This window comes from Bradyrhizobium sp. (genome assembly GCF_027451485.1).
Lineage (GTDB): Bacteria > Pseudomonadota > Alphaproteobacteria > Rhizobiales > Xanthobacteraceae > Bradyrhizobium.
Window position 1 is genome coordinate 1 of sequence record NZ_DAIDJE010000183.1, and the last position, 12,571, is coordinate 12,571.

The following is a 12,571-nucleotide window of genomic DNA, read 5'->3' on the forward strand; positions in this document are numbered from 1 at the left end:
CGCGAAGCCGGTGGCGACTGAGAAGCCGACGATTGCGCCGCAGCCGCAACAACCGCCACAAACCGCCAACCCTCAGGCGCCCGCCGAACCCAGCGCCGGCCCAGCACCGAAGACCGCGGCGGCGCCCGAGACCGCCAAACCCGCTCCGGTCCTTGTCGCAACGCCGGCCAACGCCGGAGAGACGCCCGCGAAGAAAGTGCAGGCTGCGCCGGCGCCGGCTGTGCCCGCCGAAGCCAGATCGGAGCCGGGTGCGAGCAATGTCACCGTGAACCGCGACAGTGAGGGTCTGCATCTGACTTTTTCGCTGCCGGCAGGGACGGCCGCGGCGCTGTTCCGCCGTGCCGATACGCTCTGGCTGATGCTGGATTCGAAGCAGCCGATCAATCTCGATCCGATCCGCGGACAGGGTGGTGCCGCAGTCGCCGACGTCAGCATCGTGCCCCAGGAAAAAGGGCAGGCGGTTCGCTTTCGCCTGAACCGGCCGCAACTGCCGTCGATTTCGGGCGAGGACCTTGCCACCGGAACGAACTGGACGGTCACCTTTGCCGATACGGTCACGACGCCGTCCCAGGCGCTGTCGGCGATCAGGAACATCGCGGATCCGGCGCTCGCCAACGTCACGGTGCCGCTGAAGAAGGCAGGTGCGCTGCATCGTTTCAAGGATCCGGACGTTGGCGATACCCTGTTCGTGGTGACGGCGATGCCGCCTGCGCGCGGCTTCATCAGGCGACAGGATTTCGTCGAGCTGTCGCTGCTTGAGTCGATCCACGGCGTTGCCGTCCGCCCGAACTCCGATGACGTGACGGTGGATGTGGGGCCCGACAAGGTTGTGCTGGGCAAGCCCGGGGGCCTGACTTTGTCGCCCGCCGACAACGGCGCCGAGCGCGCCCCCACGGCCGTCCGGCCGATCTTCGATCTCGGAGAATGGCGCAAGAACAAGGAAGGCAACTTCAATGAGCGCCTCGATGCCCTGATCCAGGCGGCCGGTGCGGCGGCAACCGCTGGAGCCGAGCAACGCATGGCGGCGCAGGTCGATCTCGCACGCTTTTACATGGCGCGGCGGATGTATCCGGAAGCGGTCGGCGTGCTCAATTTCGCGCTCGCCGACGCCAAACCGGGCGCGGAAGATCCGGCCGCGCTGATCGTGCACTCGCTCGCCTCCATCCTGATGGGACGGCCCGAACGCGGACTGAAGGATCTCGCGAGCCCGGTGATCGGAAGCAACTACGACTCGCAGCTCTGGAAGGCGATGGCGAGCGCGCGTCAGGGAAAATGGGCGGACGCGCGCGAGAAATTCAAGAGCACCGAATTCGCCGTGACGTCGCTGCCGATCGATCTCCAGCGGATCGTGATCGCAGAAGCGATGCGCGCCTCGCTCGAAGTCAAGGATTATCCCGGTGCGGCCAAGCGCGCCAGCGAATTGGAAGTGATCGGAACCTTGCCCGACCAGCAAGCGGAGGTGGCCGTCCTGCGCGGCCGGCTCGACGAGGGCCTGGGTCACGACATGGATGCGCTCGATGAATTCAAGCGCGCGATCGCCTCGTCCGACCGCCAGGCTTCGACGGAGGCGAAGCTTCTGCAAATCGCCCTGATGCAAAAGCGCGGCGAAATCACCCGGGACGATGCCCTGCGCGATCTGGAGACGCTGTCGATCACCTGGCGCGGCGACGCGCTCGAGGTGCAGGCGTTGGAAGGGATGGCAAGGATCTACGCCGAAACCGGACGGTTTGCCGATTCGTTCGCCGCGGTGCGGACCGCCAACCGCCTGGCGCCCAATCTGGAGATTGCCCGCGAGGGTCAGGATGCCGCATCGGCCCTGTTTGCGCAGCTCTTTCTCGGCTCGAAGGGGGACGATCTCCCGCCGATCGACGCGCTTGCGATGTTCTACGAATATCGCGACCTGACGCCGATCGGCCGGCGCGGCGACGAGATGATCCGACGCCTCGCAGATCGTCTTGTGGCCGTCGACCTGCTCGACCAGGCCGCCGAACTCCTGCAATATCAGGTCGACAAGCGGCTGGAGGGTGCCGCGCGCGCGCAGGTCGCCGCGCGGCTTGCGATGGTCTATCTTACCAACCACAAGCCTGAGCGGGCGATTGATGCCCTCCGCTCGACCCGGATTGCCGACCTCTCCGGCGAGTTGCGTCAGCAGCGTCTGCTCTTGGAGGCGCGCGCGCAAAGCGATGTCGGGCGACACGATCTCGCGCTCGACATCATTTCGAATATCCCCGGCAAGGAGGCGATCCGGCTGCGCTCGGATATCTATTGGGCGGCGCGGCAATGGCGCCAGGCGGCCGAACAGATCGAGCTCTATTATGCCGACCGCTGGCGCGACTTCCGGCCGCTGACTGCTGCGGAGAAGAGCGACATCATTCGTGCGGTCGTCGGTTATGCGCTGGCCGAGGATTCGATCGGGATGGCGCGCTTTCGCGAAAAATACCTGCCGCTGATGAATTCGCCGGAGGACCGCGCCGCATTCCAGGTTGCGAGCAAGCCGGTCGATTCCGCCGGTGCCGATTTCACGGAGATCGCCAAGATGGCCGCCAGCGTCGATACGCTGGAAGGGTTCCTGCGCGACATGAAGGCGCGCTACCCCGACGCCACGGCGCACGCGAAGGCCGACCCGGCACCGACCGGGTCGCTGCCCAGGATCATTGGAACGAGGCAGGCGAGAGCGGCGCAGTAGCTCACGCGGGGGCTGCAGGAGATGCACCAGGTCCGGGCGGCGGCTGAAGCCTACTGCCGCCCTAACCCCCGCCGTAGCTCTGCACCAGGCTGCCGGCGACCAGTGACCAGCCGTCGATCAGCACGAAGAAGATCAGCTTGAAGGGCAGGGACACTGTCACCGGCGGCAGCATCATCATGCCCATCGACATCAGGACCGAGGCAACCACCATGTCGATGATCAGGAAAGGCAGGAACAGGAGAAAACCGATCTCGAAGGCGCGCTTCAATTCGGAGATCATGAAGGCCGGCACGAGGATGCGCAGCGACAAATCCGCGGGCGTCGCCGGCAGCGGCTCGCCGGACATGTCCTGAAACAGTTTCACGTCCTTTTCGCGGACGTTCTTGAGCATGAAAGTGCGCAGCGGCACGGATGCGCGCTGCAAGGCCTCCTCGACGCTGATCTGGTTGGCGATCAGGGGCTTGATCCCATCGTCGTAGGATTTCTGTAACACCGGCCCCATCACGAAGGCGGTCAGGAACATCGCGAGCGCAATGATCACGGTGTTTGGCGGTGCAGTTGCGGTGCCGAGTGCGGTGCGCAGAAGCGACAGCACGACCACGATGCGCGTGAACGACGTCATCATGATCAGGATCGAAGGCGCGATCGACAGCACCGTGAGCAGCGCGATCAGCTGGATCGCGCGCTCGGTCACGCCGCCATTGCCCTGGCCGCCGAGATTGATGCTGATGTCCTGGGCGCAAGCAGGAAGCGCCAGCAGGCTTGCGGCGAGGACAGTGGCTAGAAATAAAACTCTACGCGGACGGCCCGCGGCCCTCACGTAGGATTCTTTGGCCGGCCGAGCAGGGAGGCCATTTCGTCTTCGAGGTTGTCAAATCCGCTCTTGGCCGGCGCGGGCGGCGGTGCGGCCGGCTCGCCGCGGGGACCGTTGCGGGACGCGGGCGGCTCGGGCGCGACAGGCGGCGCGACCGGCTCGCCGGGTGGCCGGCGCAGGGCGGCTTCGAGCCGCTGCGCCATCTCGGCGAGATTCTGGTCGGCGGAAGAAATTGGCGGCGGCGCGGGCGGCGGTGGCGGAGGCGCTACGTGACGCTCGGGGCGAAGCGGCGCTGGCTTCGGCGCATCAACCGGAACGGGCCGCGCCATGCGCGGCATCATCGGTTCGCCTCGCGGCGGCATTCGCGGCGCTGCCGCCGGGGGCTCGGGGCGCGGTTCGGGACGTGGTTCAGGGCGCATGCCCATCGGCTCGGGCGGGAAGCCGGTCATCAGGGGATCGCTTCGCTCGGCACGGGCGGGCCGCCGAACTTCATCGGCAAAGGCCGGCCGGGCCGGGCGCGGCGGGGGCTCGGGCATTTGCGGTTCGCCATGTTCGAAGGGCTCGGGCCGCGCGGGCTCCGGTTCGGTCCAGCCGGCGTCCGGAAGCGGCACGATCCGTGGCTGTGTATCGGGGCTGGCGACGGCCGGCCGCGGCGGCAACTGATCGCGTCCAGGCGCCGCGCGCACGATGTTGGGCTCGACGACGATGTCTGTCGGACCGCCGATCATCAGGAGATGCTCGACATTGTCGCGCCGTACCAGTACCAGCCGGCGGCGGCCGTCCACGGCGGCGGCATCGATCACGGCCAGGCGCGGCATCCGTCCGCGATTGGTGTTGGTGCCCAGCCGGTTGGAGGCGAATCGCCGGATCAGCCAGGCGACCACGCCGATCAGCACCAAGACCGCCACGAACGCGAACAAAAATGTAAGTGCCTGCATGCCTTTTCCCCGGCGCTTAAGCGGCCGAAGCGGCCCTACCACGCCCAATGAGCCCTCGACTGCGGCTCAAGTTAATGTCCCACGGCAAAAGCTGCCGTCCCGGCAGTCTTAATAACCCATGAATCGGCAGGGCCAAAACGACTTCTCGCGTGGCCTCAGCCGATGATTTTCGCTGGTTAACGCAGCATTCGTGGCGAAATTGCGCTCAAAGCGATTCTGAAGGCCACTTCGTGGCTCAAATGGGCCGGGCTCGCACGGAACGCGATCTTAACCAGCCGTTAACCATACGCGCGGCAAATTCTGCCTACCGGGCATCAAGCCCGAAGGGAGCGCGGCGATGGCTATCAGCGACCTTCCGACCTTGTCGATCTTGCGCACCAAGATGCTGTGGCACCAGGAGCGCCAGCGCGTGCTGTCTGAAAACGTATCGAATTCGAATACGCCGAATTTCAAGCCGAGCGATCTGGTCGAACCGAAATTCGAGGTCGGCAGCGGCAAAATCGACGGCGGAGCCACGACGCTGGCAATGGCGCGCACCAGCGCAAGCCATATCGCGTCCGAAGGCGCCGATCCTGCCTTCGGTCAGAACAACCACGCCGGATTCCTGACGCGCCCGGCCGGCAATTCGGTCAGCCTCGAGGACGAGATGCTCAAGGTCTCCTCGAACCAGATGGATTACGCGGCAGTGACTGAACTCTACAGCAAGAGCCTGCAACTGCTGAAGATCGCAATCGGCAAGGGCTAGGCATCTCGGCAGCCAAAGCTTCGGCTAAGCGGAAGGAGGGGGCTTCATGTCAAGCGATGCGAACGATTTTACCCGCTCGATGGGTATTGCGACGTCGGCGCTGCGCGCCCAGTCCGGGCGCATGCGGGTGATTTCGGAGAATATCGCCAATGCCGATTCGACGGCATCGACCGCCGGCGGCGACCCCTATCGCCGCAAGGTGCCGACCTTCTCTTCGGCGCTTGACCGCACGCTGGATGCCCAGGTGGTGACGCTCGGCAAGATCAAGACCGACAACTCCGACTTCCACGTCAAATACGAGCCCAGCAATCCGGCTGCCGACGCCTCGGGCTACGTCAAATATCCGAACGTCAATCCGATGATCGAAATGACCGACATGCGGGAAGCGCAGCGGTCCTACGAGGCCAATCTCAACGTCATCAGCGCGACGCGCCGGATGATCCAGCGCACACTCGACATTCTCAAGGCCTGACAGGGGAAGGTTTAAACGATGGCTTCACCCGCAATTGCTGCCAACGCCTATGCTGCGGCCGCCCGCGTTCTGGACAATGGGGGCGCCGCCAAGGCAGCCGACCCGGCGGGACTGTCCTTCGGCGACGTGCTCAAGAATGCCGTCGGCGGCGTGCTTGACGCCGGGCGCAAATCCGATGCGCAAACGGTCGCGATGGCGTCGGGCAAGGCCAACGTCATGGACGTCGTGACGGCAGTCGCGGAAACCGACGTCGCGGTCTCCACGCTGGTGTCGGTGCGCGACAAGGTGATCGCCGCCTATGAAGACATCATGAAGATGACGATCTGATCCTCATCCTGAGGAGCCGGCGAAGCCGGCGTCTCGAAGGAAGAGAAAGCTGGGCTCCATGGGTTCGAGACGCGCTTTCGCGCTCCTCGCCATGAGGGGTAAATAGGAAAATGAGCTATGACCGGTGCTGAAACGCTCGACGTGGCGCGGGATGCGATCTGGACCATCGTCGTGGTGTCATCGCCGCTGATGGTGGTGGGACTTGTGGTCGGCGTCGTGGTGTCGCTGTTCCAGGCGCTGACCCAGATCCAGGAGCAGACGCTGATCTTCGTTCCGAAGATTCTGGCCATTTTCGTCACGTTGCTTTTGACGCTGCCATTCATGGCCGACGCGCTGCACAGCCACATGATGCGGATTTCGTCGCGAATCATAGGCGGGTGATGGCACAATCCGCCCTGCATGCGCATCGACATTTCGCTCTTGCCGCTGTTGGCGGCGGCCTTCATGCTGACGTTCGCCCGCGTCGGCGCCATGGTGATGCTGCTGCCCGGATTCGGCGAATCCAACATTCCGGTCCGCGTCAAGCTTTCGATCGCGCTTCTGCTCACGCTGATCATTCTGCCGCTGCATCGCGCCGACTACCATATCGACATGAACTCGATGGCCGCGCTGCTGGTAATGATGGTCTACGAGATCCTGATCGGCGTCGTGCTCGGCGCAACCGCGCGCGTGACGCTGGCGGCGCTGCAGGTGGCGGGCGCGGTGATCGCCCAGCAGATGGGACTGGGCTTTGTCACCTCGATCGATCCGACGCAGGGCCAGCAGGGCGTCCTGATCGGCAATTTCCTGACGCTGCTCGGCGTCACCATGCTGTTTGCGACCGACAGCCACTATCTGATCATTGCCGCGCTCAACGACAGCTACAAGATCTTCTCGCCCGGCGAAGTGATGCCGAGCGGGGATGTCGCGGAACTCGCCACCCGCGCGTTCAGCGCCGCCTTCAAGATCGGCATGCAACTGGCCGCGCCGTTTCTGGTTTTCGGCCTCGTCTTCAATATCGGCCTGGGCGTGCTGGCGCGGCTGATGCCGCAGATGCAGGTCTATTTCGTCGGCGTGCCGCTCTCGATCCTGTCCGGCTTCCTGATCTTCGGCCTGGTGCTGGCCGCGATGATGGGAACGTATCTGCAGTATTTCATCGGCGTCATGCACGATCTCATCCCACTCAGGTGAAGGTCGTTTAACATGGCCGAAGAGGATTCCGGCGGTGAACGCACAGAAGACCCCACGCAAAAACGTCTCGATGAGGCGCAGGAACGCGGCGACGTAGCCAAGAGCCAGGAGGTCAACACCTGGTTCATGATTTCGGGCGCGACCCTTGTTCTCTCGACCTTTTCCGGCTCGATCGGCGGCATCGAGGTGCCGTTGCGCAATCTCATTGCCAATTCCTGGATGATCCGTACCGACGGTCCCGGCCTTTTGATGCTGGCACAAAACCTGGAATACGCCGTGTTCGGCGCCATCGGGGTTCCGCTCCTGATGCTGGTGCTGGCAGCGATTGCGGGCAATATGCTGCAACACCGGCTGGTCTGGTCGGGCGAATCGCTCAAGCCCAAACTCTCAAAGATATCGCCGATGTCCGGCGCCGAGCGGATCTTCGGCAAGCAGGCCCTCGCCAATTTCGGCAAGGGCCTGTTCAAGCTGCTGGCGCTCGGCTCGGTGATGACCGCGATCCTGTGGCCGGAGCGGTATCGTCTGGAATCGATGCTGAGGCTCGATCCGGCGGCCATGCTGGGCGTGGTCGTCAGCATGGCGCTGCATCTGATGGGCGCGGTGGTGGCGATGCTCGCCGCCGTGGCGATCGCCGATTATTTTTTCCAGTACCGGCAGTGGTACGAGCGGCAGAAGATGTCGCTCCAGGAAATCAAGGAGGAATTCAAGCAGTCCGAAGGCGATCCCCACATCAAGGGCCGCATCCGGCAGTTGCGTCAGGCGCGCATGAAGAAGCGCATGATGGCAGCGGTGCCCAAGGCTTCCGTGATCATCACCAACCCGACCCACTATTCGGTTGCGCTGTCCTACGAGCGCGGCATGGCAGCGCCGGTTTGCGTCGCCAAGGGCGTGGACCTGATCGCGCTGAAGATCAGGGAGATCGCCGGCCAGCACAACATTCCGATCGTCGAGAACGTACCGCTGGCCCGCGCGCTCTACGCCACGGTCGAAATCGACCAGGAAATACCCGTCGAACACTACCACGCGGTCGCCGAGATCATCGGCTACGTGATGGGCCTCAAGCGCGGCGCCGCCGGCCGGGCGCGGCAATGATGCCCGGTTCCGGCCGGGCCGGCATCGTTGATAGTCTTGCGAAAAATCAGCGGGTGGACTTGCGTTTGCTGGGGCGATTCAGGCACTGAAGGGCTAAGCGGGCCGGCATGCCGAAAACGGTGTCCCGGTCTGAGGTTCGGGTGCTGTCGCGGCGAGTTCGTTTGCGAATGCCAGAACGAAGGGAAGCCAGCGGTGTCAATTCTCGTGCGGTTTTGGATTTGACATTCGTTGTGGAAGACTCGCGGAAGTACTGGAGCGAATGTCAAATCCACCGCACTAGCGTAACAATCTGCGTTGTTCCCGTGTCGACAGGCCATTTTCCCTCTTATGATCGCCGAATCTGACCACTATCCGCCGCAAGAGCCGGCCGCCGCCCAGGAGCCGGTACGGCGGGGCGGCAGTATCCTTTTGGTGTTGCTGGTCGCGGGCGCCATCGTGGCGATCGCGCTGGCGCTGACGACCCTCGGCCGGGCGCAGGCGCAGCCTTATATTCTGGGCCTGCTCGCGCTGCTCGCGATGATCGGCCTGTTCAATCTTTTTGCATTTGCCGCCGGCATCATTCGCTTCGCCGACCGTTCCGCGGACGATCCGGTCGTGCGGCGGATTGCCGACCTTGCCTATGACGGGATCGCCGTCACCGATTCGCGGGGGCATATCGTCTACTGCAATGCGGCCTATCTGACGCTCACGGGGGCGGCCAGCGCGCACGACGTGCGCCCGGTCGAGCGGGTTTTCATCGGCAATCCGGATGTATCGGAGGCGGTGTTTCGGCTGCTCAAGGCGTCGCGCGAAGGCAAGCGCCAGCAGGAAGAGGTCCGCATCGCCGGCACTGATGGCGGCCACGGCCGCTGGCTCCGGATGCGGGTTCGTCCGCTCGGCCAGAACAAGCGCGAGGCGAAATATGCGGTGTGGTCGATCGCCGATATCACCCGCGACCGCGAGCGGCAGGAGGACGTGTTCCAGGAGTTGCAGCACGCGATCGAATATCTCGATCACGCGCCATGCGGCTTCTTTTCGGTCAACGCGGCCGGCGAAGTCGTCTATGTCAATGCGACGCTCGCCAACTGGCTCGATTACGATCTGGCGGAGATCGGATCCGGCGGCCTGAAGCTGACCGATATCGTCTCCGGCGACGGAGCTGCGCTTCTGACCTCGATTACGCCCGCGCCGGGCGAGGTCACGACTGAGGTCTTCGATATCGATTTGCGGATGCGGACCGGCAGGACCATGCCGGTGCGGCTCTATCACAAGCTCGCTTTCGGCGCTGACGGCGCGCCGGGCGCGTCGCGGACGCTCGTCATCAGCCGGGCGCGCGACGAGCGCGCCGACCCGCAGCGGGCCGCCGAAGTGCGCTTCATGCGTTTCTTCGACCATACGCCGATGGCGATTGCCACCGTCGACCGCTCCGGCGCGATCGTGCGCGCCAACGCGCGTTTCGCCAAACTGGCGCAGGGACTGGGCTCCGACGGCAAATCCATCTTCAACACCGTCAATGCGCGCGACCGTCATCTTCTGGTCGCGGCCATCAACCAGGCGGCGCTCGGGCAGGGCGACATCGAGCCGGTCGAGGTGATGCTCGACGGCACCAGGGAGCGCTGGGGGCAGTTCTTCGTCACCGCAGTCGAGGAGGACGAACGCGAGTCCGAGGCGGCCATCGTCTACATGCTGGAAACGACCGAACGCCGCGCTCTGGAAAACCAGATCAACCAGTCGCAGAAGATGGACATGGTCGGCCAGCTCGCCGGCGGCATCGCGCACGACTTCAACAACGTGCTGTCCGCGATCATGATGGCGAACGACTTCCTGCTCAACGCGCACAAGCCGACCGACCCGTCGTTCCAGGACATCATGCAGATCAAGCAGAACGCGACGCGGGCGGCGACGCTGGTGCGCCAGCTCCTGGCGTTCTCGCGGCGCCAGACACTGCGGCCGCAGGTGCTCGATCTGGGCGATGCGCTGTCCGATCTCACCATGCTGCTGCGCCGGCTGATCGGCGAGAAGGTGAAACTCGACCTGATCCACGGCCGCGATCTCTGGCCGGTGAAGGTCGACGTCTCGCAGTTCGAACAGGTGATCGTCAATCTCGCGGTCAATGCACGCGACGCGATGCCGGACGGCGGCAAGCTCACGGTGCGCACCGCCAACGTCACGACCGAGGAAGCCACACAGTTCGCCTATAAGGGCATGCCGGCAGCCGAATATGTCCGGATCGACATTACAGACACCGGCACCGGCATTCCGCCCGAAATCATCGACAAGATCTTCGAGCCGTTCTTCTCGACCAAGGAAGTCGGCAAGGGTACCGGCCTTGGCCTCTCGACGGTGTATGGCATCGTCAAGCAGACGGGCGGCTTCGTCTATGTGGATTCCGAGCCCGGCAAGGGAACCTCGTTCCGCATCTTCCTGCCGCGGCATCATCCGGAAGCTGAGGTCGCGATCCCGGAGGCGGTCGCCGCCACCGCCGCCGGCAAGGAGGCGCCCGCAGATTCAAAGCCCCGCACCGATCTGACCGGGCAGGGCACCATCCTGCTGGTCGAGGACGAGGAGGGCCTGCGTTCCCTCAATGCCCGGGGCTTGCGTTCCCGCGGCTACAGCGTGATCGAGGCCTCAAACGGCATCGAGGCTCTGGAAGCGCTGGAAGAGAAGGACGGCGCCGTCGATCTTGTGGTCTCGGACGTTGTGATGCCGGAGATGGATGGCCCGACGCTGCTCAAGTCCATGCGTGAGCGCAATCCGGACCTGAAGATCATCTTCGTGTCAGGCTATGCGGAAGACGCCTTCGAAAAGAGCCTGCCCAAGAACCAGCAATTCGCGTTCCTGCCGAAACCCTTCACACTGAGCCAGCTGGTAGCCGCGGTGAAGGAAACGATGACGCCTCAGTGAGTTGCGTAGCCGGAAGGCCTTACCCCGCGACGCCGCGCCGCAGCCCCGCGCCCTCGCTGCGGCTTTCCTTTATAAGTGGCTTTGCCCATCTAAAGGGCGCTTCTACCCAAAAGGCGTCAAAGCCGCCCTTCGGAAGCAGGGTTTTGAGGAACATCGCCATGAATTTCAGGCAACGTGCATTTGGTTTGGTGCAGGCGCTCGCCGTCGTCTTGTCGCTGGCCGTGCCGTTGGTCGTCGCGTCCTCGGCGGACGCGAGGATCGGCGGCGGCATCAGCTCCGGCTCGCGCGGATCGCGGACGTTTTCCGCCCCGCCCTCGACCTCGACGGCGCCCAGCGCCGCACGGCCCTTCAATCGCACATACACCAACCCCGGCAGTTCCGGTTTTGGCACGCCGGGCGGCGGTTTCTTCAATCGCCCTGGTTCGGGGCTGTTCGGCGGCCTTGCGGCCGGGTTCCTCGGCGCCGGCCTCCTTGGCATGTTGTTTGGCGGGGGCCTGTTCGGCGGGATCGGCGGTTTCTCGTCCATTATCGGCCTGCTCTTGCAGATCGCACTGATCGTGTTCCTGGTGCGGCTGGCGATGTCGTGGTGGCAGCGCCGTCAGGAGATGGGGACGGCTTATGCGGGCGGTCCTGCGCCGCTGGGTGCCCAGGCCAGCTTCCGCTCCCCGGCGGGCTTTGGACTGGGATCGGGGAGCGCGCCGCTTCAAATTCTTCCGGCCGACTACGAGGCGTTCGAACGGTTGCTTGGCGAAACGCAGGCTGCCTGGTCGAACGAGGATGTCGGGCGGCTTCGCACGCTGGCGACCCCCGAAATGGCATCGTATTTCTCCCGCGACCTCGAGCAGAACCGGGCTCGCAATGTCGTGAACAAGGTTTCCGGCACCAGGCTTTTGCAGGGTGACCTTGCAGAAGCCTGGCGCGAGGGCGACACCGACTATGCAAGCGTGGCGATGCGCTACTCGCTGATCGATACCACGCTGGATCGCACCACCGGTCGTATGGTCGAGGGCAGCCAGCAGCCGGAGGAGGTCACGGAAGTGTGGACCTTCCTGAGGCCTCGTGGCGGCAACTGGATCCTGTCGGCGATCCAGCAGACCTCCTGATCCGCTGAAAGCAAGAACGACGCCGTGGGTTCACCGGGGCTTTTTTCTGCCGACGTTCCCCGAGGAATATTCTTGATAACGACGGGCTTGGTTCTAATTGGCCGGTCGTCGTCGAGTGGGCCAATGAAGTTGGATCAATAAACGTGGGAGGATTTCGAATGTCCGCTTCTCGGAAAAGCATTTCGCATCGTGCTCTCGTCGCCGCCGCTGCCTTGCTCGGAAGCCTTGCCGCGCAGCGCGCTCTGGCCCAATCGGCCAATATGACCTTCTTCGTCACTTCGGCTGGACCCGGCAAAGGCGCCGATCTCGGTGGCCTCCAGGGCGCCGACAAGCATTGTGCA

At 64.2% G+C, this 12,571-nt stretch carries 11 protein-coding genes and 1 pseudogene; 10 read left to right on the plus strand and 2 right to left on the minus strand.

Translation table 11 applies throughout. The features are described from left to right. A partial coding sequence (locus NEZ08_RS22090; RefSeq protein ID WP_298111813.1) for a tetratricopeptide repeat protein occupies positions 1 to 2,686 on the plus strand: 2,686 nt, incomplete at its 5' end. A 61-nt stretch (positions 2,687 to 2,747) separates the two neighbouring features. Here NEZ08_RS22090 and fliP read toward each other — a convergent pair. Together fliP and NEZ08_RS22100 are read right to left on the minus strand one after the other, a co-directional pair. Further along, positions 2,748 to 3,506 (minus strand): flagellar type III secretion system pore protein FliP, encoded by a 759-nt coding sequence (fliP, locus tag NEZ08_RS22095; protein ID WP_298111816.1) that lies wholly within the window; start codon positions 3,504 to 3,506, stop codon positions 2,748 to 2,750. Continuing rightward, positions 3,503 to 4,438, minus strand: a complete 936-nt coding sequence (locus NEZ08_RS22100) for a flagellar biosynthetic protein FliO (RefSeq protein ID WP_298111819.1) — start codon at positions 4,436 to 4,438, stop codon at positions 3,503 to 3,505. The genes fliP and NEZ08_RS22100 overlap by 4 nt, the downstream gene beginning before the upstream one ends. Positions 4,439 to 4,775: 337 nt before the next feature. Here NEZ08_RS22100 and flgB point away from each other — a divergent pair, with 337 nt between their 5' ends. From flgB to NEZ08_RS22145, 9 genes and pseudogenes are all read left to right on the plus strand, one after another. After that, entirely contained in the window at positions 4,776 to 5,183 is a 408-nt protein-coding gene (gene flgB / locus NEZ08_RS22105) for a flagellar basal body rod protein FlgB (protein ID WP_298111820.1), read from the plus strand. Between the two features lie 46 nt (positions 5,184 to 5,229). After that, positions 5,230 to 5,655: a flagellar basal body rod protein FlgC gene (gene flgC / locus NEZ08_RS22110; protein WP_298111824.1), complete on the plus strand. Its 426-nt coding sequence runs from the start codon at positions 5,230 to 5,232 to the stop codon at positions 5,653 to 5,655. A gap of 18 nt (positions 5,656 to 5,673) precedes the next feature. After that, positions 5,674 to 5,982 carry a flagellar hook-basal body complex protein FliE gene (gene fliE, locus NEZ08_RS22115; RefSeq protein ID WP_298111829.1) on the plus strand — a complete coding sequence of 103 codons (309 nt, stop codon included), beginning with the start codon at positions 5,674 to 5,676 and terminating at the stop codon, positions 5,980 to 5,982. A 117-nt stretch (positions 5,983 to 6,099) separates the two neighbouring features. Further along, positions 6,100 to 6,363: a flagellar biosynthesis protein FliQ gene (gene fliQ, locus NEZ08_RS22120; RefSeq protein ID WP_298111831.1), complete on the plus strand. Its 264-nt coding sequence runs from the start codon at positions 6,100 to 6,102 to the stop codon at positions 6,361 to 6,363. A gap of 18 nt (positions 6,364 to 6,381) precedes the next feature. Further along, entirely contained in the window at positions 6,382 to 7,152 is a 771-nt protein-coding gene (fliR, locus tag NEZ08_RS22125; protein ID WP_298111834.1) for a flagellar biosynthetic protein FliR, read from the plus strand. Between the two features lie 12 nt (positions 7,153 to 7,164). Then, the gene (gene flhB / locus NEZ08_RS22130; RefSeq protein ID WP_298111837.1) at positions 7,165 to 8,244 is read left to right on the plus strand and encodes a flagellar biosynthesis protein FlhB; all 1,080 of its coding nucleotides are present in this window, start codon (positions 7,165 to 7,167) and stop codon (positions 8,242 to 8,244) included. Positions 8,245 to 8,571: 327 nt separating this feature from the next. Beyond that, positions 8,572 to 11,127, plus strand: coding sequence for a cell cycle histidine kinase CckA (gene cckA / locus NEZ08_RS22135; protein ID WP_298111840.1), 2,556 nt, complete (start codon positions 8,572 to 8,574; stop codon positions 11,125 to 11,127). Positions 11,128 to 11,285: 158 nt separating this feature from the next. After that, positions 11,286 to 12,230, plus strand: a complete 945-nt coding sequence (locus NEZ08_RS22140) for a Tim44-like domain-containing protein (protein ID WP_298111843.1) — start codon at positions 11,286 to 11,288, stop codon at positions 12,228 to 12,230. Positions 12,231 to 12,388: 158 nt separating this feature from the next. Then, positions 12,389 to 12,571, plus strand: a pseudogene (locus NEZ08_RS22145) (lectin); the annotation flags it as partial.